Source organism: Paenibacillus lemnae (assembly GCF_012933385.1).
GTDB lineage: Bacteria > Bacillota > Bacilli > Paenibacillales > Paenibacillaceae > Paenibacillus_AQ > Paenibacillus_AQ lemnae.
On the sequence record NZ_JABBPN010000016.1, the window covers coordinates 40,119 to 62,853 of the forward strand.

At 51.4% G+C, this 22,735-nt stretch carries 19 protein-coding genes; 15 read left to right on the top strand and 4 right to left on the bottom strand.

Going from position 1 to position 22,735, the window contains the following annotated elements; all coding sequences use genetic code 11:
- Nucleotides 1-28 precede the first annotated feature (28 nt).
- Nucleotides 29-937: an aldo/keto reductase gene (locus HII30_RS15870; protein ID WP_169506026.1), complete on the top strand. Its 909-nt coding sequence runs from the start codon at nt 29-31 to the stop codon at nt 935-937.
- Nucleotides 938-1,018: 81 nt separating this feature from the next.
- Here HII30_RS15870 and HII30_RS15875 read toward each other — a convergent pair whose 3' ends face one another.
- Nucleotides 1,019-1,846, bottom strand: a complete 828-nt coding sequence (locus HII30_RS15875; protein ID WP_169506027.1) for a manganese catalase — start codon at nt 1,844-1,846, stop codon at nt 1,019-1,021.
- Nucleotides 1,847-2,390: 544 nt separating this feature from the next.
- Between HII30_RS15875 and HII30_RS15880 the strand changes: the two genes are divergently transcribed.
- The 6 genes from HII30_RS15880 to HII30_RS15905 all read left to right on the top strand — a co-directional run bounded on the left by HII30_RS15880 (nt 2,391) and on the right by HII30_RS15905 (nt 8,665).
- Nucleotides 2,391-3,260 (top strand): ABC transporter ATP-binding protein, encoded by an 870-nt coding sequence (locus tag HII30_RS15880; protein ID WP_169506028.1) that lies wholly within the window; start codon nt 2,391-2,393, stop codon nt 3,258-3,260.
- Nucleotides 3,253-5,475, top strand: coding sequence for an ABC transporter permease/M1 family aminopeptidase (locus HII30_RS15885; protein WP_169506029.1), 2,223 nt, complete (start codon nt 3,253-3,255; stop codon nt 5,473-5,475). The genes HII30_RS15880 and HII30_RS15885 overlap by 8 nt, the downstream gene beginning before the upstream one ends.
- Before the next feature lie 34 nt (nt 5,476-5,509).
- Nucleotides 5,510-6,100: an RNA polymerase sigma factor gene (locus tag HII30_RS15890; RefSeq protein ID WP_169506030.1), complete on the top strand. Its 591-nt coding sequence runs from the start codon at nt 5,510-5,512 to the stop codon at nt 6,098-6,100.
- Nucleotides 6,081-6,923, top strand: a complete 843-nt coding sequence (locus HII30_RS15895) for a hypothetical protein (RefSeq protein ID WP_169506031.1) — start codon at nt 6,081-6,083, stop codon at nt 6,921-6,923. Before HII30_RS15890 ends, HII30_RS15895 begins: the two co-directional genes overlap by 20 nt.
- Complete coding sequence (locus HII30_RS15900; protein WP_169506032.1) at nt 6,920-7,780, top strand: ATP-binding cassette domain-containing protein; 861 nt, start codon at nt 6,920-6,922, stop codon at nt 7,778-7,780. Before HII30_RS15895 ends, HII30_RS15900 begins: the two co-directional genes overlap by 4 nt.
- A 66-nt stretch (nt 7,781-7,846) precedes the next feature.
- Entirely contained in the window at nt 7,847-8,665 is an 819-nt protein-coding gene (locus HII30_RS15905) for an SDR family NAD(P)-dependent oxidoreductase (protein ID WP_169506033.1), read from the top strand.
- A gap of 115 nt (nt 8,666-8,780) precedes the next feature.
- On the opposite strand, the gene HII30_RS15910 is transcribed toward HII30_RS15905, so the two are convergent.
- The gene (locus HII30_RS15910) at nt 8,781-9,647 is read right to left on the bottom strand and encodes an AraC family transcriptional regulator (RefSeq protein ID WP_169506034.1); all 867 of its coding nucleotides are present in this window, start codon (nt 9,645-9,647) and stop codon (nt 8,781-8,783) included.
- Nucleotides 9,648-9,774: 127 nt separating this feature from the next.
- Between HII30_RS15910 and HII30_RS15915 the strand changes: the two genes are divergently transcribed.
- From HII30_RS15915 to HII30_RS15940, 6 genes are all read left to right on the top strand, one after another.
- The gene (locus tag HII30_RS15915; RefSeq protein ID WP_169506035.1) at nt 9,775-11,064 is read left to right on the top strand and encodes a Gfo/Idh/MocA family protein; all 1,290 of its coding nucleotides are present in this window, start codon (nt 9,775-9,777) and stop codon (nt 11,062-11,064) included.
- Nucleotides 11,065-11,266: 202 nt separating this feature from the next.
- The gene (locus HII30_RS15920; protein WP_169506036.1) at nt 11,267-12,559 is read left to right on the top strand and encodes a homocysteine synthase; all 1,293 of its coding nucleotides are present in this window, start codon (nt 11,267-11,269) and stop codon (nt 12,557-12,559) included.
- Nucleotides 12,560-12,746: 187 nt separating this feature from the next.
- Nucleotides 12,747-13,943 carry a PEP-utilizing enzyme, TIM barrel domain protein gene (locus HII30_RS15925; protein ID WP_169506037.1) on the top strand — a complete coding sequence of 399 codons (1,197 nt, stop codon included), beginning with the start codon at nt 12,747-12,749 and terminating at the stop codon, nt 13,941-13,943.
- Between the two features lie 322 nt (nt 13,944-14,265).
- Complete coding sequence (locus tag HII30_RS15930) at nt 14,266-16,272, top strand: heavy metal translocating P-type ATPase (RefSeq protein ID WP_169506038.1); 2,007 nt, start codon at nt 14,266-14,268, stop codon at nt 16,270-16,272.
- A 378-nt stretch (nt 16,273-16,650) separates the two neighbouring features.
- Nucleotides 16,651-17,592, top strand: coding sequence for a thioredoxin-disulfide reductase (gene trxB / locus HII30_RS15935; RefSeq protein ID WP_169506039.1), 942 nt, complete (start codon nt 16,651-16,653; stop codon nt 17,590-17,592).
- A 58-nt stretch (nt 17,593-17,650) separates the two neighbouring features.
- Nucleotides 17,651-17,890, top strand: a complete 240-nt coding sequence (locus HII30_RS15940; RefSeq protein WP_169506040.1) for a glutaredoxin family protein — start codon at nt 17,651-17,653, stop codon at nt 17,888-17,890.
- Nucleotides 17,891-17,982: 92 nt separating this feature from the next.
- Here the strand turns inward: HII30_RS15940 and HII30_RS15945 are convergent, their stop codons facing one another.
- Nucleotides 17,983-18,180, bottom strand: a complete 198-nt coding sequence (locus tag HII30_RS15945; RefSeq protein WP_169506041.1) for a hypothetical protein — start codon at nt 18,178-18,180, stop codon at nt 17,983-17,985.
- A gap of 142 nt (nt 18,181-18,322) precedes the next feature.
- Nucleotides 18,323-19,489 carry an ROK family transcriptional regulator gene (locus HII30_RS15950; protein WP_169506081.1) on the bottom strand — a complete coding sequence of 389 codons (1,167 nt, stop codon included), beginning with the start codon at nt 19,487-19,489 and terminating at the stop codon, nt 18,323-18,325.
- 199 nt (nt 19,490-19,688) lie between these two features.
- Between HII30_RS15950 and xylA the strand changes: the two genes are divergently transcribed.
- Together xylA and xylB are read left to right on the top strand one after the other, a co-directional pair.
- Nucleotides 19,689-21,005 (top strand): xylose isomerase, encoded by a 1,317-nt coding sequence (gene xylA / locus HII30_RS15955; protein ID WP_169506042.1) that lies wholly within the window; start codon nt 19,689-19,691, stop codon nt 21,003-21,005.
- A 45-nt stretch (nt 21,006-21,050) separates the two neighbouring features.
- The gene (gene xylB / locus HII30_RS15960; protein WP_169506043.1) at nt 21,051-22,544 is read left to right on the top strand and encodes a xylulokinase; all 1,494 of its coding nucleotides are present in this window, start codon (nt 21,051-21,053) and stop codon (nt 22,542-22,544) included.
- The last annotated feature ends 191 nt before the right edge of the window (nt 22,545-22,735 follow it).

Below are 22,735 nucleotides of genomic sequence, written 5' to 3' on the forward strand. Positions count from 1 at the left end.
CCGTTTAGCCAAAGAGGAGGAATAGATCATGAAGCAAAACCGGATTGGACGATCGGAACTGATCGTTGGAGAGATCGGGCTGGGATGTATGTCCCTCGGTACGGAAGAGAATCATGCTGTGCGTCTTCTTCACGAGGCGCTGGAACAGGGAGTGACGCTGCTGGACACCGCGGACCTGTATGATAACGGCATGAATGAAGAATGGGTCGGCAGAGCAGTGAAGGGGCGCAGGGACCAGGTTGTGATTGCTACGAAGGTGGGTAACCGGAGAGAGGAAGGGAAGGATGGCTGGGTCTGGGATCCGTCCAAGGCCTACATTCAATCTGCGGTAAAAGACAGCCTCCGCCGGCTGGGAACAGACTATATTGATTTGTATCAGCTCCACGGCGGCACACTGGACGATCCTATCGATGAGACTATCGAGGCTTTTGAGGAGCTGAAGCGGGATGGATGGATTCGTGAATACGGCATTTCATCCATTCGTCCGAATGTCATTCGCGAGTATGTCAAACGTTCCGGCATTGTGAGCGTCATGTGCCAATATAGTATATTGGACCGCCGTCCGGAGGAACAAATTCTCCCGCTGCTTGCTGAAAATAACATTTCGGTTATAGCGCGGGGACCGGTGGCCAAAGGAATTCTTTCGGATCGGGCAGAGGAAAAATCGGAAAAAGGTTATCTCGACTACAGCAAGGACGAGCTGCTAGAGGTAACCAGGCAGCTGCGTGAAGGACTTGATCCCCAGCGTGATATGTCCCAGACAGCCATACGGTATGCACTGGCCCATCCGGCAGTTGCAAGTGTCATTCCAGGAGCCAGCTCAAGCCGTCAGCTTTTGCATAATACAGAAGCTTCTGCGGCACCTGAACTTACCGTACAGGAGGTCCAATATATACAGTCTGTCAGCCGCCCCAACGCCTATGAGCAGCACCGCTAGAATTTCTAACATATAAAAAGGATGGTGAGCAAAATCCTCCGGGATTTTGCTCACCATCCTTTTATTTATCTTAAATGCACTTTATTTTAAAGGGGTCTCCGGCAGTGTGTTGTGCGTATAAGCTGGAGCTGGCTTCAGCACGGGTTTCTCTGTAACGGGTCCCGGTTCAGCAGCATATTGAAACTCTGCGCCGTCTGGTGCCGGTCCGGAAGCCCAGGAGCCGAGGCTGCTTTCTTCTCCGGCTGAGAAGTTATACAGCACGTGAGACATCTCCTGTTTTTCCAGTTCAGGAGGTGCTGTGCTTGGTACAATTACACCTTCCTGCGATTCCAGCTCGCGAATGGCGGCGATCCACTGATTCTGATGCATGGTATCACGGGTGAGCAGGAAGGAGAGCATGTCCTTGACCCCGCGGTCATCCGTCATCTCGTACAGCCTTGCAACCTGTAGACGTCCCTGGGACTCCGCATTCAGGTTCGCACGGAAGTCTGCCAGCAGATTGCCGCTGGCTACGATGTAGCCGGCATTCCAAGGTACACCTGTACTGTTCACCGGCATGGCGCCCAGGCCGGATACGATAGCATGCTGCGGATTCATACCTCCCAGGATCGCTCCGATTACAGGGTTCTGTGCCGCGTCCTCCTGATCCTTCACCGGCGCATCATCCAGCAGCCGGGCAATCATGGTGGCAATCATCTCCACATGACCGATTTCCTCGGTGCCGGTGTCCATAATCAAATCTTTATATTTTTCGTTTCCACGAGTGTTAAAGCCTTGGAACAAATACTGCATCGCAACAGAAATTTCACCGTATTGACCACCCAGGATTTCCTGGAGCTTTTTTGCGAATAACGGGTCTGGAGCATCCGGCATGGCAGGGTTTTGAAGTTCTTTTCTATGATAGAACATATAGGATTCACCTCTTCGTCTGATTTGTGGTGCAGCACCTTCTATTACCCTCCCATTTTATTTTAAAACTTTCCAGATTAGGTTTTATGAGGTTTAGTTACCAAATGAAAACCAAATTTATAGACAATATCCTATCTTACTGGCTATACTTGTCTCTGCACGAAATCACAGGAGAATAATGCACGAAAAATTTGCGATAAGCTCAAACTTTATGCGGATGATGTTCGTTAGAGAAACAAGAGCCGCGCGGCTTGATAACAGAGTGATGAAAGAAAGATATATAGAAGCTAGATAGATTGAACTATAGAATAAACCCTTCTATAGCGGAGGTGACAAGTGATTCTGGAGAAGCGCTAGCGTCCGCCTAAAAGCTTTCCGCAGGAAAGCTAGCATCGAAAGCATAAGCTTTGCCTCCAAAATGCCACCACAGATTATAATTCCAAGCATTTTGGAGGCAACAGCGGTCGTAAGAACACTTGCCATAGCAGCCTCCCTGAATGGTAACTTTTAACTTCAGTCTATATAGGATAGAGAGGAACCCTGTATGATTACGATTGAGCACGTATCCAAAACCTATAAAAAAGGGGCGTGGGCGCTTCTGGACGTGTCGGTTACGCTGGGCAAGGGAATGACAGGACTGCTGGGTCCTAACGGCGCCGGCAAAACAACCTTGATGCGCATTCTGGCCGGTCTGGCCGCACCGACCTCCGGTCATGTCACCGTGGCGGGCATTCCCTTGACACGTCCTGATGAAATCAGGCAGATGATCGGATACCTGCCGCAGTATTTTCATATTTATCCTCAAATGACAGGAAGAGAATACCTGGATTATGTCGGTGTGATGAAGGGGATGAGTGATCTCAAAGCACGCCGTTTGGACATTGCACGTTTGCTGGAAATGGTCAACATGCAGGATAAAGCGGATAAAAAGGTACGCACCTATTCGGGCGGCATGAAGCAGCGCATCGGTATTGCCCAGTCCCTGATGGGATCACCGGAAGTCTTGATCGTCGATGAACCGACCTCCGGGCTGGATCCGCGGGAACGTGTGCGGTTTCGGAATATGCTGACCCGCTTCAGTCTGAAGCGGACGGTGCTGCTTTCGACACATATTGTCGCTGATATCGAGAGCAACTGCCGCCAGGTGGCTGTATTGAACCAGGGAAGCCTGCTGATGACCGGAGATCTGCAGGATCTTCAAGGCTGCGGTCAGGGATATGTATGGGAGGCGATGTTAAGTGCGGAGCAGTATCATGCATTGGATCCCTCGTTGGTGATGTCCTCCCGGCAACAGGAAGGGATGATGATCTGCCGAATGATCAGTATGCATAAGCCGCATCCGGATGCTCTTCAGGTAGAGCCCGGTTTGGAAGAGGGCTACATCGCCTTGCTGCGGAGGGAACGTGATGAGTAAATGGCTGAAACAATGCAGGCTTGAACTTCGAATGATCCTCAGAAATCCGCTGTTTGCTTTGCTCCCGGTGGTGTACAATCTTATTTTTCTGTTCTTTATTTTTTCGATTCAGGCTGCGGAGAAGCCAGGCACATTTGGAGACATTTTCGAGTTTAATGCGATCCTCCATACGCTTTCGCTGGGACCTGTCATGCTGCTCGGCATCATCAGTGTCCGGCGGGACATCGGCAAGCCATCTTTTGAATGGAACCGGAGTCTGCCGATTTCCTTCAGTATGATGATGTCGGCCAAATATATTGTAGGCCAGCTGTATCTGCTGCTCTTTACATTACCGGCATATACCATAATGTATTTCTCTCTGGTCCGTCAGCCTGTTCCTGCAGAAGCTGTGTGGAGGCAGTATTTACAGCTCATGCTGCAGTCCGAGATTTCATATCTGGTCACATTGGCGCTGGCTATGCTGCTGGCGGTTTGTATCGGCGGCCGAGTGGTGTATCTGATCGGATTTTGTGCCTGGATGTTTGGTACCTTTTTTATGGACATTTTTCTTATTAGTCAGATGGGATGGGATATGCTTCGTACGTTCCATTTGAATCAATTTTTTTTGTCCAGTGATCTGATGAGCGGTGAAATCTGGGGATATGATCTGTATCAAAGTGAATTGGCCATATCCTGGCGGTTTGTTCTGGCCTTTACGGTGCTTATGCTGGTGGTCAGTCTTCTGCTGATTAATCTGAAAAGACCGACGATGTGGATCAAATGGTGGTGGCTGGGCGCTTTTATGAGTGTTCTTATAGCGGCCGCGGGATTGAATTCTTATTTGAGTCTATGGCAGGAGCGGTCATCTGCAATCCGTGAGATGCTCGCAGATCCAACGCTTTATTCAGCAAGCAGCGCGTACGCAGCTGACCCCAGTATTCCAGAAGTCTCTCTGAGGCCGACCATATCCAGTTATGACATTTCGCTGAAAAGGCGGGATGATGACAGGCTTCAGCTGTCTGCTCGTATGACGATTCCTGCTTCCAGCTGGAATAAAGCAAGTGTATTTCCAATGACGCTGCACCGAGACTTTCATGTCGAGCGAGTGAACGTCAAGGGTAACCAAGTGGAGTATCGCAGGCAGGGGGATCAGCTGTCTCTGGTGCTTCCCCGGGATGCATCAGGTGAGCTCGAAGTCATCATCGAATACTTTGGGAAGCCGGGAGACTATCTGCCGCGTGAAACCAAGAAAAGATCGCTCTTCAGCATCGGCGGTGAGGTCAAGCTTCCGTCTTACATGGCTTGGTATCCGCTGGCAGGTGAGCAGTCTTTGTACTTTAAACATGGCCATCCTGATGACGCGATCAATCGGGCGGTTTCTTTTAGGAGGATGCTCTTTCCGCCTGTGGACTTTTCATTAACCGTAGAAGGGTATCCTAATCCCGTTTATGCCAGCATCAGGGAATGGAGCCGGGATGACGGTATTCAGCGTTTTAAGGGAGAGCAGGTAGAAGGTGTTACGCTGCTGGGGAGCCGCAATCTGATCCAATATCACAGTCCTGACATTCCTGCCAAGATGATTACGACACCTTATAATATGGCGTATGCACAGACCCAATTAGAGGATTTTGCACAAAAATATAAATATTTCAGCAGCTGGGTCTCGGAGATGCCTAAACAAGATGTTCAGGTTTTTTATTCGGACAGCGGGTATGATGTAAATCCTTACAATGGTTATATGGAGAGTGACCTGATTATTTCTCCCGTTTATTATTATTACGATTTTGATGTGAACAGCCTGCCTGGAGAATGGATGAATGCCCTGCTGTTTGGTAATCAAAATGGATTTTACAGAGATGGTCGCAAACAGCAGGAGGATGTTCGGAATGTGATTAGCAGTCTGTTCTGGTATATGTATTATCGGGAGGAGAAAGGGCTCACGGACATTCAAATTGAAGAGCAGTACAGCTGGGCAAGATCGGTACAATTTCTGTTCGGCTGGGTGGATCAAGAAACAGATCCTGATAAGATCAGACAGAAGATGGTTTCACAGGTCGCCAAGGCGATGAAGGAAGGGAAAACCACGCAGGTGAAAGCGCTGCTGAATGAATTTTATAGTGCAGGACTGAGGCTTCCCGATAAGCAGGAGGCCGTGTATCGTCCGGAAGAACCTGTCACTTATACGCAATGGCAGCAGAGATGGAACGAAATCGTGGAGTCTCCCGGGGGTAAATAAAAGATAAAGGATAAAGCGGAAGGGGGAGAGGCGCTTGATCAGTGACGGGATACTGACAGAGCGGATGGCTGCGGGGGACCAGGAGGCATTTGAAATGCTGGTGACCCGCTATCATGGACCGCTGCTCAGCTATGCCTCAGGACAGCTGGGAGACCGGCAGAAGGCGCAGGATATGGTCCAGGAGACCTTTCTGCGGCTGATCCGCCATCTTCGCCGGCATGGAGCGCTGGAGCATGTCAAGGCTTGGCTGTACCGGGTGCTGCTGAATCTGTGCCGGGATTATTGGAAAAGCTCGGCCTACCGCTCTGAAGGTCTGGCTGGCGAGGAATTTCCGGAAACGGCAGATGACGCCGCTGGTGCCCAGGAGCAGCTGGAGCAGCAGGAAACATCCAGTGAGATCGCCGCTTCGCTGGAAGCTCTGCCGGATGTGCAGCAGCATATAATATCGCTTCGGTTTTTTCATGATATGAAGCTCCAGGAAATCTCTGAGCAGCTGGATCTCCCCCTAAGCACGGTGAAGACCCATTTATACAGCGGCTTGCGCAAGTTGAAGAAGGTTATGGCCGCACAGGCTGAACCATCCCGAGAAAGCGAGGTGTATTCCTATGGATCATCTGTCCGATAAAGAGCTGCAAAGATTGGAAGACGAATTGAAAGGGCCTCTGACCACGGCTGTCCGCCAGCCGCCTAGTACTCAGGAGACTGCCTTTTTGATTTCTTCGCTGCAAGATGAGTTTGATCTGTTAAAGGCGGGGGCGGCACCTGCCAAGCTGGACTTCAATCCGCAGGTGGATCCCCCCTCCTTGAAACAGCTGCTGCTAAATCAGTTTCGGCTGAACCAGAAGATGATCCTGCTTGCAAGCTCTGCGGTATTTATCATGCTGGTCTTGCTGATCGATCCGAGATATCCGATGGATCAACTGGGCGGAATTCCCGGCGGGATCTTCCCGCTGATTACCCCAGTGCTTCTGATGATGTCCATGCTGTTCAGCAGCCGTACATGGGACCGGGGTATGCGTGCGGTAGAGACGATTACACCGTATCCGCCGTCGCTCGTGCTGTACAGCCGGCTTCTATCGGTAACGGTAATTATCATGAGCCTTGGAATGATCAGTACGCTGGTTCTGGGCATCCGCTCAACCTATACGGAGGGCTCTTACTTTCTAATGGGACCTTTTCTGTTGGAATGGATGAGTGTTCTGCTGCTGACCGGCGGCGCGGCAATGTATATGATGTTTAAAAAAGGGATCATTTCTGCCATGTGTGCAGCTGTGCTTGCTTATGTCGTCTGGATTTTCTTTCAGGGTGAGCTGCAGTACCAGCAGCTGCCCCTCGTTATGAAAATGTCGATAGATACAGTCGTGCTGGTCGTTGGAGCACTGCTGGTCATTACCGCTTATGCACAAAGCCTCAAAAACCGGCCAGCCTCGCGCGAGACCCGCTCATGATCAGTATTCAGAATCTTGCGCGGCAGGCAGGTACTTACCGGCTGGAGGTAGAGCAGGCGACCCTGCATTCCGGTCTCAACCTGATCGTAGGTTCTAACGGAGCGGGAAAGACGACCTTGATGGAGATGCTGACCACCCTCCGGATGCCGGATGCTGGCACCATCCGGTACAAGGGGCGCCAGGCAGCGGAGCATCTTCCCCTCGTTCGCAGCCAGATCGGGTATGTGCCTTCGGACATTGAGCTGTATGGAGATATGAAGACAGAGAAGCTGCTCCGGTATCTGGCCGAGCTGAAGGGTGTGTATTCCGGGGAAGCGATCAACCGGCTGATCAATGATTTCAGGCTGGACCCCCACAGACGTACCAAGGTCAAGAAGCTGTCGCAGGGTGTGCAGCGCAGGATTGCCGTCGTTCAGGCGCTGCTCGCCTCGCCATCGTTTCTGTTTCTGGATGAGCCTCTGAATGGCATGGATGCGGAGGAACGGAGATTTCTGATCTCTTATCTGACCCGCTATGCCAAGGACAGAGTGGTTGTTGTCGCCGCTCATGAGCTGAATGAGTGGGAAATGGCAGCCGATTATGTCATTTGGCTTCATCGCGGTAATATCCGGTACAATGGGCCTGTCCGAACCTGGCAGCTGGCGGTTCCCTCCAAAGTATGGGAAGGAGAAATATCATTGCAGGCATTTCACCAGATTCCAGAACGGCAGCTGATTCATTTTCAAATGTCGTCCGTGGGAGTGCGCGTGCGGAGGATGGGTGAATCTGCGCCAGGTCCGGAATACAAGGAGAAGGACCCGACACTGGAGGATGCTTTCTTTCTTCATATGGACGATATGGAGGGGGAGCGGTTTTAGAGAATCAAAGCGCTCTCATTGGGGTAAGAAGAGTTGTACAGACCACCCCGAAGGGAGCGAGGTTTTATGGGAACAACAGGAGCAAACCAACAGGAAAAGGTCGCACTGGTTACTGGAGCAGGTATCGGCATTGGACGCGGTGTCGCCAAAGTACTGGCGGAAAAAGGCTACCGGCTGGCATTGACATATCACTCCAGTGATGAAGATATCAAAGCGGTGTCGCAGGATATCAGTCACACCTACGGCAAGGAGCCGCTGCTGATCCAGAGTGACCTGAGTGTTCGTGGCGAGGCGGAACAGACCATCAAGAAGACGGTGGAGGAGCTGGGACGGATCGACCTGCTGGTGAACAATGCGGGAATCGGAAACCATTCGGTATTGACCGACATGGAGGAAGAAGACATTGATATGACCATCCATCTGGATTACCGTGCACCCATTCTGCTCAGCAAATATGCGGCAAAAGAAATGATAGCACGGGATATTCCCGGCAGTATCATCTTCATTACCTCTTCGCGGGGAGAGCGGGCATACCCGAAAGACAGCATCTATGGCGGCATGAAGGCAGCACTCATGCGCTCAGCACAGTCCCTGGCCCTGGAGTGGTCGCGTCACGGAATTCGCGTGAACTGCATCGCTCCCGGGGCAACTGTCAACCGGCTGGATCAAAATGCGGAGGATGAGCCGCTGGGCAGCAAAATCCCGCTCGGCCGTATTGGTACCCCGTCTGATATCGGGGAGGCTATTGCCTGGATCAGCTCGGACAAAGCATCCTACATCACCGGCATCAATCTGCGGATTGACGGAGGCTTGATTCTGCCGGGCATGCCGGAGGACACTTCCCCGGAAGCCGGTTACGGCTGGGGTGAAGTGAGACAGGATTAACCATAACAAGCTAACCGCAGCAAGCTGAACCGGCCCTCCACAGGCTGCCGGCACAGCTTGTTTTTTTTGTGTACGAGGATGCAGGGCTGTGGAACACGGGCATTGTTTCTGCACATCAGCGTTTTTGTTTATACTGCTGCCGGTACTGTCGGGGGGAAGTATGGACCGTTCGCTTGAACATTTTGCCAAAATGAGAAAAGTTGCCGAACCCCGCCTGCCAGGCAATATCCGTGATCGGAATGTCACTTTCACGCAGCAGACGCTGTGCCTCTTTGATCCGCAGCAGGTTCATATAGTCGCTGAATGTAAAGCCGGTCGTCTTCTTGAACAGACGGCTGAGATAATACGGGCTGATGTCAAAGCTGGCAGCCACATCCGGGAGCTGAAGGGATTCCCGGTAGTTCTCATTCAAATACCGGAGCACCGCCTGCAGCGTAGGGTGCAGATCCGGTTCTATATCTGAAGGAGTTACTTGTCCCCTGGTATGGTTCCGGCAGGCTAGCACGAGCAGATCCACAAGCCGCTGCCGAAGCAGCTGGCTTCTGCCTGGCTGGAGGTGAAGCATTTCCTCCACCATATCCTGCACAATCCTCCCCGCCGCCTCGCTGTAAGGGGATGGCAATCTCAAAATTGGTATATCCCAGTTAAAAGGTTCCATGATTGTCTGCGTAAGATCAGACGGTACATCCATCTGTGTGAAAAGCTCCGGATGGAGATAAAGGACAAGCCGTTCATGATCCGCACGGCCGCTGTCCAGCGTTTTGTGAACGCTGTTTCGGTCCACAAAAACGAGATCACCGGCCCGGATTCGGTATGAGCGGTCTTTGATAAAATAAATTCGCTCGCCAGATATTAAATAATACAGCTCATACTGTGGATGATAATGGTCTGCTGCCATCGAAAAGTAACCGTATCTGCGGTCATATTCCATCGTCAGCCATCCGGAGTCGTCTTGAAAATCGGCTCGGCTGGTGTTCGACATGCATCTCCACCTCCTTTAAATACATTATAGCAAAATAAGCGGTGTTAACGCTTTATTTCGCATCATATGCGGAGAAATAAATGCTCTATTGTTATAATCTATACCTATATTCAAGGAGGCGATAGAGATGAGCAAGAAGAAACGCTATGTACTGGTAGGAACCGGAGGCCGGGCTGAATTTTTTTATGGCGCGCTGGCTGAACATTTCCGGGACCGTTCCGAGCTTTTAGCATTTTGCGATATTAACCAGACCCGTATGAACTATGCTAATCAGCTGCTCCGGGAAAAATATGATTATCCTGAAGTGTCCACATATACAGCGGACCGCTTTGATCAGATGATTGAAGAACAAAAACCTGACTATGTGATCGTGACCAGCGTCGACCGGACGCATCATAAATATATTATCCGGGCGATGGAACTCGGCTGCGATGTCATTACAGAGAAGCCGATGACCGTCGATGAGGAGAAATGCCAGGAGATTCTGGACGCATCCAAAAGAACAGGCCGGAACATTCGCGTGACTTTTAACTATCGCTATGCGCCGCATCATACCAAGGTGCGTGAGCTCATTATGAACGATACGATCGGCAAAGTAACCTCGGTGCACTTTGAATGGCTGCTCAACACCCGTCACGGTGCAGATTATTTCCGCCGCTGGCATCGGGACAAGCGCAACAGCGGAGGACTTCTGGTGCATAAATCGACCCACCATTTTGACCTCGTTAATTTCTGGATCGGCTCCCAGCCGGAGACGGTGTTTGCATTCGGTGATCTGATGTTCTACGGAAAAGAGAATGCGGAAGAGCGCGGTGTTACACAGTTCTATAACCGTTCGACCGGCAATCCCCTGGCAAAGGATGACCCTTTTGCGCTTCACCTGGATTCCAATGAACATATGAAATCCATGTACCTGGACGCCGAGAGTGAAGATGGTTATCAACGCGACCAAAGTGTGTTCGGCGACGGTATCAATATTGAAGATACGATGGGTGTTCTGGTGAAGTACCGGAACAAAGCCGTTTTGACTTACTCACTCGTCGCATACCAGCCTTGGGAAGGATACAGGCTTGCGATTAACGGCACCAAGGGCCGGATTGAAATGTCGATTCTGGAGCAGTCCTATGTTAACTCGCAGGGAGACAAGAAGCTCGAAGGTGCGCTGAAAGGTAAAAGCCTGGAGGTCTTTCCAATGTTCGGTGCTCCTTATGAAGTGGAAGTGGAAGAACGTGAAGGCGGACATGGCGGCGGTGATCCGGTGCTGCTGAATGATCTCTTCGGCCAGCCTGAAGAGGATCCATACAACCGTGCTGCCAACCAGGTCGATGGTGCCAGATCCATCCTGACCGGCATTGCAGCCAACAAGGCCATAGCTACGGGCCTGCCTGTACAGATCAACAGTCTGGTGCGTTTCTAAGGATAGGTTGACGTTAATCTACCTGTTAAAGGCTGCGTGAAATTCACGCAGCCTTTAATTTTTATAAGTGATGTAAGGGTTTGCTTAATTCCGACCAGATTAATTGGTTTTACCTCTTTTCAAAACTCACAAAGTATGAGAGAATGGGAGAAATTCTTCACATTATAAATCTTTCCATCGGAAGAAAAGGGAGGAAATACTTATGTCAGATCAACGCAAACTGGCTATTGAAACACTGGCTGTACATGCCGGACAGGAGATTGACCCGACCACCATGTCACGTGCAGTACCGCTGTACCAAACAACATCTTATGGCTTCCGTGATAGTGATCACGCCGCCAATTTGTTCTCGTTAAAGGAATTCGGCAACATATATACACGGATTATGAATCCGACAACCGATGTATTCGAACAGCGCATTGCGGCGCTGGAGGGCGGTGCTGCTGCGCTGGCCACGGCTTCGGGACAGGCAGCCATCACGTTCTCCATTCTGAACATTGCCGGTGCAGGCGACGAGATTGTATCTTCTTCAAGCTTGTACGGCGGTACGTATAACTTGTTTTCCAACACCCTTGCAAAGCTGGGCATCAAGGTTCACTTTGTGGATTCTTCCGATCCAGAAAATTTCCGCCAATACATTAACGAAAATACGAAAGCGCTGTATGCCGAAACCATTGGTAACCCGCAGGGTAATATTCTGGACGTCGAAGCGGTGGCAGCCATTGCCCATGAGAATGGCATTCCGCTGATCGTGGATAACACATTCCCGAGCCCGTATTTGCTTCGTCCTATTGAGCATGGAGCAGATATCGTAGTCCATTCTGCGACTAAGTTCATTGGCGGTCACGGCACTTCGATCGGCGGCATTATTGTCGACGGCGGCAATTTTGACTGGGCGAAGAGCGGGAAGTTCCCTGGACTTACCCAGCCGGACCCGAGTTATCACGGCGTTGTGTATACGGATGCTGTTGGACCGATTGCCTATATCATTAAAGCCAGAGTACAGCTGCTTCGTGATATCGGCGCTTCCATTTCGCCATTTAACTCCTGGATGCTGCTGCAAGGTCTCGAGACACTGCACCTGCGCATGGAGCGCCACAGTGAGAATGCGAAGAAAGTTGCCGAGTATCTGGAGAAGCACGAAGCGGTAGAGTGGGTAAGCTATGCAGGCCTTGCGAGCCATCCTTCTTATGAGTTGGCCCAGAAGTACCTGCCGAAAGGACAAGGCGCCATCTTGACGTTCGGGATCAAGGGAGGCAGCGAAGCTGGCCGCAAGGTGATTGAGAACGTTCAGCTGTTCTCACATCTGGCGAACGTAGGCGATTCCAAGTCGCTGATTATTCATCCTGCAAGCACAACACATCAGCAGTTGACTGCAGAAGAGCAGGTCAGTGCAGGTGTGAATCCGGAGCTGCTCCGCATCTCGGTAGGTACCGAGTCGATCGACGATATTCTGTACGATCTTGAGCAGGCATTGGCCGCGAGTCAGAAGTAACGTATCTTTTTAATAATCACAGTAAGGATCCAGAAGAGACACTGCGGTACGATACCGTGGTGTTTCTTTTTTTGTCTGCCTAAAAGCTGTGATCGTCCGTATATTTCAGGAAAAGCCACAATAATCTGTAGGGAGGCAGGGAAACCGCCAACTCCACACTTCATAAGAAAAGAGGTAGGATCCACTTATGACGGAAGCGAAACGGGCACATGGCATGGAGACTGGTAAACGCTTTTATGATCTGTTCACCCGGTGGGATCGTGACCGTCCGTCCGAGACATACTCCGAGCTGCAAGGGCTTGGTGATCTGGCGGTCAAGGGAGGGATCACTCATGAGGAAGCGCTGCTGCTTCTGGCTCCGCCTGATGAGATAGAGTCGATGCTCTGCAAGAAAGACCATTCCGCCACCGGCATGCTGCATAATCAGGCGGAGGCTTCCATCCAGCGATTGCTGGCATGGAGTGATACCAGACGAAGACTGAAGGTACTGGTTCGCGCCGATTCCAAAGAAAAAGCCCATGAAGGCATGCTGCGGGGAGCGCAGGGAATCGGCCTCATACGCGGTGAAGAAATTCTACGTGAAGACGGGCTGCTGCAGGTGTATCAGGATTGGCTGCAGTGCAGGGAAGATGAAGAGCGGCGGGTCCATTACCGCAGGCGAATAGTATCTTTATGGACTGAATCCTGGGCTTCGATTTTCCAGGCGGCTGGGGCACGCCCCTGCGCGGTCAGTCTCGTCTGGGATGCCTTGGCGGACAGCCGCCCTGAAGAACGTCTGGAGCTGCAGGATATTCAGCTGGAGTCTCTGTTCAGAGCCGTGGCACGCTGCCAGGAAGAAGAAATATATAGTCAGCTGGAGCTGCTGGCTTTATGGCCGATGGATGAAGAGGAGTTTTTGGCTGCCTATGATTTGATCGAAGAGGTGGGACGTCAAACACTGGGTTCACACCGATGGGATGGGAGTCTTAAAATAGGAGCTCTCCTGCACCCTGATGTTGCGCCGTCTGATGCGGCGGGTATTGCCCGTTCGGCAGATCTGATCGTCATGGATACAGAGAGTGCGTCCCGATTTCATCTGTTGGAGCAAGGGCACCCGCTCGGAGGGCCTTCACGCCTGATTCCCTTGGATGAACCGGTAAGTGAATGGGCCAGTCCGGCGTTGCTTCATTCGCATTTGGAAGAAACCGTGCGGGTGATCCGGATGATCAAGCCCAATATGATTCTTCGTGCAGGCGGGGATATCAGATCTTCTGATCTCCGGACCGTGTACCGGCTGGAGATTTTGGGCGTGTGCTGTGCCCCTGAAGATGTGGCAGCGGTAAAGCTCACCGGACTCCGTCTGGAAATGAGTGATGACCGCTTCACCTCTGCTGAAGAGGCTTAGAGATCATACGTACAATCACAGCCCCGTATGTGAATATAGCAAGCGCCCGGTCCCTTGATCAATCAAGGGAGCCGGGCGCTTTTAGTTGTGAGCAGAATGGGTTGGAGAACAATTTTATAAAATTAGGCGGCTGGATGTTTACACACCCACCGAATATGGGTATTATATATTCATAAAGTTGCGTTAAGGAAAATAAATTGTACTCAGTCAAAAACGATTCTCATTCTCATTTAGCATGCTGCTCCGGTTTAGCCGGGGCAGCATGAGTCATTTTAAGGGCAATAAGAATGGATCTCATTCTCAAGTGCGGGAGGAATAAAACATGGAATGGACACAGAATACAGCATCACGGCCAGTCTCTCAGGTTCAGCAAGGGGAAGGACCGAGGGAACCGGGCCAAGGCAGTAAATGGGATCTTCGCAGCCTGTTCAGCAATTCGGAGGTGCTGGCTGCGGTCGGCAGCGGTGTGCTGATGCTGACCGCCTGGGGCGTCAGCGGCTGGTCTGAATGGGTATCGGTGATGCTCTATATTATCTCGTATACCGTTGGCGGCTGGATCAAGGCGAAGGAGGGCGTCGAAACGCTGATCAAAGAACGGGATCTGGATGTCAATCTGCTGATGATCGCCGCAGCGCTCGGCGCAGCTTCCATTGGTTATTGGAACGAAGGAGCCATGCTGATCTTCATCTTCGCCATGAGCGGTGCGCTCGAAAGTTATACGATGGAGCGCAGCCGCAAGGATATTTCATCATTGATGGAACTGCAGCCGGAGACTGCATTGCGGCTGGATAACGGGAACATGGTTGAAGTAGCGATCGGCAAGCTGGAAATCGGAGATCTGATTCTCGTAAAACCGGGAGAGCTGATCCCGGCTGATGGCAAGGTGTACCGTGGCGGTTCGTATGTCAATCAGTCTTCTATCACCGGAGAGTCAGTCCCTGCACAGAAACAGGCAGGAGATGAGGTGTTTGCAGGCACTTTGAACGGCGATGGTGTGCTTTACATTGAAGTGACGCAATCTGCGGAGTCTACGATATTTGCTAAAATCGTCAAGCTGGTCGAAGAAGCCGAGAACGAGGTTCCGCAGTCGGAGCGTTTTATTAAACGTTTTGAAGCGATATATGCACGAGTGGTCGTGGGCGTGACAGCAGCTATTCTCTTAGCGGCTCCGCTGGCCGGATGGGACTGGGATACGTCATTTTACAAGGCGATGGTTTTTCTGGTTGTCGCTTCTCCATGTGCGCTGGTGTCCTCAATCATGCCGGCCATGCTCTCCGCGATTTCCAACCGGGCCCGTAAAGGGGTTTTGTTCAAGGGAGGCGCCCATATTGAGAACATGGCGCGTACCGCAGTAGTGGCTTTTGACAAGACAGGTACGCTGACAGCAGGTGCACCGGTGGTCACGGACTTTATAGCAGGCAGTGGCTATGACCGGACCGAACTTCTGGGCATCTGCGCTTCCGTGGAAAGCATGTCCAAGCATCCGCTGGCCCAGGCTGTTGTATCCAAGGCAGCGGAAGAAGGCATTTCGCTTCAGCCTGTAGAGAACGCAGAATCCGTGACTGGCTGGGGCATGGAGGGCATCGTTGGCGGTCAGGTGTGGAAGATCGGGAAAAGTGATGTGCTGGACCAGGGGACTGGTAACTTGTCCGGTGAAGTCTCCGGGGCTGCAGCACCTTCCTCTGTTGAAGAGGGGGATGACTGGCATGTCATCCGGGCGGAACTGGAATCACAGGGCAAGACGGTATCGGTGATCCTCCGCGGTGAAGAGGTGGCTGGAATGATTGCCCTGCAGGATGCGGTCCGGCCGCAGGCTGCAGCAGCCGTCAAGCAGCTCCAGCGCCTGGGGATTAAGGTGGCGATGCTGACAGGAGACCGGAAAGCCACAGCAGAGGCGATCGCGAAGCAGACCGGGGTGGATCTGGTGTTCTCTGACCTGCTGCCCGAGAATAAAGTGAAGCATATCAAGGATCTTCGAAGTCAGTATGGACATGTGGTGATGGTCGGTGACGGCGTCAATGATGCACCTGCGCTGGCGACGGCCACCGTGGGCATCGGTATGGGCGTATCGGGCAGCGGAACCGCGCTGGAAGTCGCTGATGCGGTGCTGATGAATGACAATATTGAGGAGATTGCATCCACAGTCAGAATCGCGCGCCGAGCAGGGGCCATCGTGAAACAGAATATGGTGTTTGCGGTCACCGTCATTCTGACATTGATTGCCGCAAACTTTATCCAGGGCGTAGCACTCCCGCTGGGCGTGATCGGGCACGAAGGCAGCACGATTCTCGTTATTCTGAACGGACTTCGCCTGCTGCGCGCCAAGTAAATAAAGCAGAAAGTAAATAGAAAAACTACAAAGAAGTGGCGACTGCAGAGCGTTTCATCCTGCATCGCCACTTCTTTAAGTTGGTCCAATGACCTTTTCCTAGATGCACGAAACTGCGGAGTGAACGAATTATTCTGGACCAGCGGCAGCGGTCGCCTTTGTCTCCAAAATGACTCCATTGATCATCATTCAAGCATTTTGGAGACAACAGCGATCGTAAGAACACTTGCCATCGCAGCTACCAGCGAGGTGAATATCTACTCCAAGATGAAATTTTGATGAACATGATTGACAGAATAATACCTCCCAATCATAATAAATATTAGTTTATAATAATTATAATTAAGATCGTGAAACATACAGAGGAGGGAACCCTACATGTACAAATCCATTATTATCGGCACCGGCCCGGCAGGATTGACTGCCGCCATTTATCTGGCCCGTGCAAACCTGAACCCGCTGATCATTGAAGGTCCGCAGCCCGGCGGTCAGCTGACAACAACGACGGAAGTGGAGAATTTCCCGGGATTTATCGATGGGATTCAAGGTCCGGAGCTGATGGATAATATGCGTAAGCAGGCCGAGCGATTCGGTGCAGAATTCCGCACAGGCTGGGTAAACAGTGTGGATATGGGACAGCGTCCGTTTAAATTAAGCGTAGAAGGTATCGGAGATGTTGAAGCGGAAACCCTGATTATTTCTACAGGTGCCACGGCTAAATATCTGGGCATTCCTGGCGAACAAGACAATATCGGACGAGGTGTAAGTACATGCGCAACCTGTGACGGATTCTTTTTCCGCAACAAGGAGATCGTGGTCGTTGGAGGCGGAGATTCCGCGCTTGAGGAAGCGAACTTCCTGACCCGATTTGCATCCAAGGTTACCCTGGTGCATCGCCGCGGCGAGCTGCGCGCATCCAAGATCATGCAGGACCGCGCCCGTGCCAATGACAAAATTGAGTGGGCTCTGAATCGGACACCGGTGGAAGTTACAGCTGGAGAGCAGGGCGTGACCGGAATTAAGTTGCTTAACAATGACACAGGAGCAGAGGAAGTCATCCCGGCCAGCGGTGTGTTTGTGGCGATTGGCCACCATCCGAACACCGGCTTCCTGAATAACCAGCTGACAACGGATCCGAACGGTTATATCGTTACGAATCCAGGCACATCCGAGACGAATGTACAGGGCATATTTGCCTGCGGTGATGTACAAGATACCCGCTACAGACAGGCGATTACGGCAGCAGGAAGCGGCTGCATGGCAGCGATGGACTGTGAGAAATATATCGAAAGTCTGGAACACAGTGCCGTTGTGATTTAAACTGGATATCATCCGGGTATAGTATACGGACTACATTTTATATACGAGGTGAACGATTATGGCAAACGCAATTGTATACACATCCAGCAACTGTCCGCACTGCAAGCAGGTAAAAAGCTACCTGTCTGAGCAGGGAGTGGAATACGAAGAACGCAACATCGAGACGAACGACGATTTTGCACAACAGGTATGGGATATGGGCGTCCGCGCAGTTCCGCTCACGATTATCGGAGAGCACCGCATTATGGGCATGAACAAGCTGCAGTTCAGCAAAGCACTGGCACCGGCTGAAGGCTAAGCCCGACCTCTTTTTTAATAAATAAGAAAAAAAGCTCTTTTCCGCCAAGGGAGAGAGCTTTTTTCTTTGATGGTCTTCGGCTGTCTATTGCGTCAAACGATCCAGGATGTGATGATCTGAAACAAGGCATAAATCCCAACACCGGCGCCGACCAGCATCAGGCCCGTCCGTTTCTTCCCCTGAAAAAATTTTAAAATCGCAAAGCTGAACAGCGGCGCAATCACCAGCAGGAACAGCAGCACGGTCACAAACACATGAGCCGAAATTTCGGAAGTATTGACATACGTCATCGTAGTTCTCTCCCTGTATCAGGAATTTAAAGGATGGCAGAATGTAAAGCGTGCCATGACCTTTTTATTATAGCGGAACCTGACCTTTATTTCTCCACTTCAAGACAAAAAGTAAGGCGGAATTCCATCTTTTCGTGTGGATTTACATAGTGCTTACTCGAACCGGTCCCAGAAAAAGAGAGATGGCGGAGTAAGCCGCACCAATGACGGTGGACCGACTGCCTAATTCGGCAAACGTGATCTCCATAACTTCCCGGTGATACGGGAGTGTCCGCTGGGAAACCACCGTTTCCATGGCACCTGCGATCCATGGACGGGCATCAGCAAGCGGTCCGCCAATCACCACGCGCTGGGGGTTAAAGCTGTTAACCAGATTGGTGATCCCAACGCCGAGAAACCGTCCCATATCCGCAAAGTGCCGGACAACCTGGGGATGCTCATGCTGCGCATGAGAGACCAGTTCCCTGGTATGCCGGGAGGGAAGCGGAGGAGCGGCTGAAGCATAGGTTTTTTCAGAAGCATAAAGCTCCCAGCAGCCCCGATTGCCGCAGGTGCATGCCCGTCCGTCAGCTTCAATGGTCATATGGCCGGTTTCTCCGGCATATCCACGGGCTCCTTTATAGAGCTCGCCATTAATAATAATGCCCGATCCGATTCCGCTGCCGGCGCTGATGTACAGCAGATGCTTCGCATCACGCCCGGCACCGAACCGGAACTCGCCTTGCGCCCCCGCATTTGCTTCATTATCAATCGTCACCTGGATGCCAAGCTTGTCCTCCAGAAGCTGGCGCATCGGGGCCATTTCCCAACCCAGGTTGGGAGCGTACAAAATATTCCCCTCACCGTCTACCATGCCCGGCACACCAACCCCGACACCAACAACGCCGTAAGGGGAGGCGGGGGCCATTCCCATCAACGCCTGGATCATTTGCGTCATGGTCTCCAGCACAAAGGACAGATCATGACGCTCCAGCTGCTTTTCTTCTTCTGCCAGGATGTTTCCTTCCAGGTCTGTCAATACGCCGACCATCTGGGTCAGGCGGATCTCGATGCCAACGGCACAGCCGGCTTTGCCATTAAACAGCAGCAGCCGCGGCTTGCGGCCGCCTCTGGATTCACCAGGTCCAATCTCTTCGACCAGATGATGATCACAGAGTTCCTGTACCAGATTAGATACGGTAGCTTTATTTAAACCGGTCAGTTCGGATACTTTGGCTCGGGACAGAGGGGCATAGCGGGTAATCGTATTCAGCACAATGGATGTATTTATTTTTTTCACCAGCGCTTGATCACCGGTAATGCTTGTCATGTTCATCATCCTTACTTGTAAGCAGATACTCAATATTTTCCTAGTCTAGGATGAATAAAGAGAAAAAGCAACCGATAGTCCAAGCGTGAGAGGATTGCTAAATTACTTTGTTTAACCAATAGACAAAGTCGATTGGGTGTGCTAGGATATCCCTGAAAGCGTTAACCACTTATGAATAATAATAGGGAGGACTTATCTCATGGCCTATTTTAACAACATTGGTAAAGTTGAATTCGAAGGAAGCAAATCTACAAATCCGTATGCATTTAAATTTTATAATCCAACAGAGGTCGTAGCGGGCAAAACGATGGAAGAACATCTTCGTTTCTCGATGGCGTACTGGCATACTCTGACAGCAGGCGGAGCAGATCCGTTTGGTTCAGAAACTGCCGTTCGTCCGTGGGACAATCTTTCCGGCATGGATCTGGCAAAGGCCCGCGTAGAAGCCGGCTTTGAATTTATGGAGAAATTAAACCTGCCGTACTTCTGTTTCCATGATGTGGATATCGCACCGGAAGGCAGTAATCTGCGCGAGTTCTACAGCAATATCGACACGATCGTCGATTCCATCGAAGGGCACATGAAATCGACCGGCAAGAAGCTGCTCTGGAACACGGCAAACATGTTCACTAACCCTCGTTTTATGCATGGAGCAGGAACGACTTGTAATGCAGATGTATATGCGCATGCTGCTGCCCAAGTGAAGAAGGGGCTGGAAGTCGGAAAACGCCTCGGCGCGGAAAACTATGTGTTCTGGGGCGGCCGCGAAGGGTACGAAACGCTGCTCAACACCGACATGAATCTCGAGCTGGACAATCTGGCGCGTTTGTTCCATATGGCTGTGGATTATGCGAAGGAAATCGGCTTTGATGCTCAATTCCTGATTGAACCGAAACCGAAAGAGCCGACGAAGCATCAATACGACTTTGATGCCGCAACGACCATTGCATTCCTGCAAAAGTACGGTCTGGAAAAGCACTTCAAGCTGAACCTGGAAGCTAACCATGCAACACTGGCTGGCCATACCTTTGAGCATGAACTGCGGGTTGCCCGTATCAACGACATGCTGGGATCACTGGATGCGAACCAAGGCGATATGCTGATCGGATGGGATACCGATGAGTTCCCGGTAAATATCTACGATGCAACCCTGACACTGTATGAAGTGCTGATGAATGGTGGATTGGGCCGCGGCGGTGTGAACTTTGACGCCAAAGTACGTCGTCCGTCGTTCGAATACGAGGACCTGTTCCTTGCTCACATCGCAGGTATGGATACGTATGCAAAAGGCCTTAAGGTCGCAGCGAAGCTGATTGAAGACCGTGTCTTTGAGGACTTTATCGCGAAGCGCTACAGCAGCTTTAGCGAAGGCATCGGAGCCGACGTTGTAGCCGGTAAAGCTACACTGTCTTCTCTGGCTGATTACGCGCTGAACAATCAGAGCCCTCGCAGAAATGAGTCCGGACGTCAGGAAATGCTCAAGGGTATTTTGAACCAATACATCCTTGCAGACTAAGACGCGGATGGACTGTAAAGTAATGACGAAAGAGGAGATAAGCCCATGAGTTATGTGATCGGAGTCGACTTGGGAACCAGTGCCGTGAAGACGGTGCTGGTCAACCGCAGTGGTGAGGTAGTCGCCGAGCATTCGGAAAGCTATCCGCTGAGTCAGCCCAAACCAGGCTACAGCGAGCAGCGGCCTGAAGATTGGGTGGACGGCACCGTAACTTCACTGAGAAAGCTGATGGAGGAATCCAAGGCATCGCCAGAATCCGTAGAAGGCCTGAGCTTTTCCGGCCAGATGCATGGATTGGTGCTTGTCGATGGAGAAGGGGCTGTGCTCCGTCCAGCTATTCTCTGGAATGACACACGGACTACAGCCCAGTGCCGCCGCATCGAAGATACGCTTCAGGGGCAGCTGCTGGACATTGCCCGCAACCGGGCGCTGGAAGGCTTCACACTTCCGAAAATATTGTGGGTGCAGGAGCATGAGCCTCAGATTCTGGAGCAGGCTGAACGTATGCTGCTGCCAAAGGATTATGTCCGGTTCCGGTTAACCGGCCAATACGGTATGGATTACTCTGATGCTGCCGGCACGCTGATGCTGGATCTGGCCCGCAAAGCCTGGAGTACAGACATTCTGGATGCATTCCAGCTTCCGCACTCCTTGTGCCCGCCGCTTGTTGAATCCTTTGAAGACTGCGGCACACTGCTTCCGGAAATTGCGGCCCAATCCGGGCTCCTGCCTGATACTCGTGTTTATGCAGGCGGTGCCGATAATGCTTGCGGTGCCATCGGTGCTGGCATTCTGGAAGAAGGACAGACGATGTGCAGCATCGGAACCTCAGGCGTTGTTCTTTCCTATGAAGAGCGCAAAGAGGTTGATTTTGAAGGCAAAGTTCATTTTTTCAATCACGGTGAGAAGAATGCCTATTATATTATGGGGGTTACGCTTGCCGCCGGATACAGCCTGGATTGGTTCAAAAAAACATTCGCTCCGAGCATCTCGTTCGACGAGCTGCTGAGCGGTGTTCAGGACATTCCGGAAGGCAGCGGCGGACTGCTGTTTACTCCTTATATTGTTGGTGAACGCACACCGCATCCGGACGCGGAGATCCGCGGTACCTTTACCGGTATGGATGCAGGACACAAGCTTACGCACTTTGCCCGGGCCGTGCTGGAAGGTATCACCTTCTCACTCCGGGAATCGATCGATATACTCAGAGATTCCGGGAAAACAATCGATACCGTCATCTCCATTGGCGGAGGTGCGAAGAACGAAGCATGGCTTCAAATGCAGGCAGATATTTTCAATGCTGACATCGTCAAGCTCGAAAGCGAACAGGGGCCTGCTATGGGCGCAGCCATGCTGGCGGCCTATGGCAGCGGCTGGTTCCCAAGCCTGCAGGCTTGTGCGGCAGAATTTCTCCGGGAATCCAAACGCTATACTCCACAGCCGCAGGCAGCGGAAAAGTATGAGGAACTCTTCGGGCTTTATCAAGAGGTATATCATCGTACCCGTGAGCTGAGCAGTGCACTGGCGAAATTCCGTTAAAAGGAATTAAATTTTAGTTATCTAAGCGGGTCCCTTGCAGAGTACTGCAGGGGACCTGCTTTTTTTAGGTTTGAAATGCGTGAATTACATACTTAGGGATCAATCAGTATCCCTTAAACTGGCTTTTAATGTCGATATATAAATGTTAGAAGAAAATGAGGACCTTTTTTTGAGACCAAGGTCATAAGGAA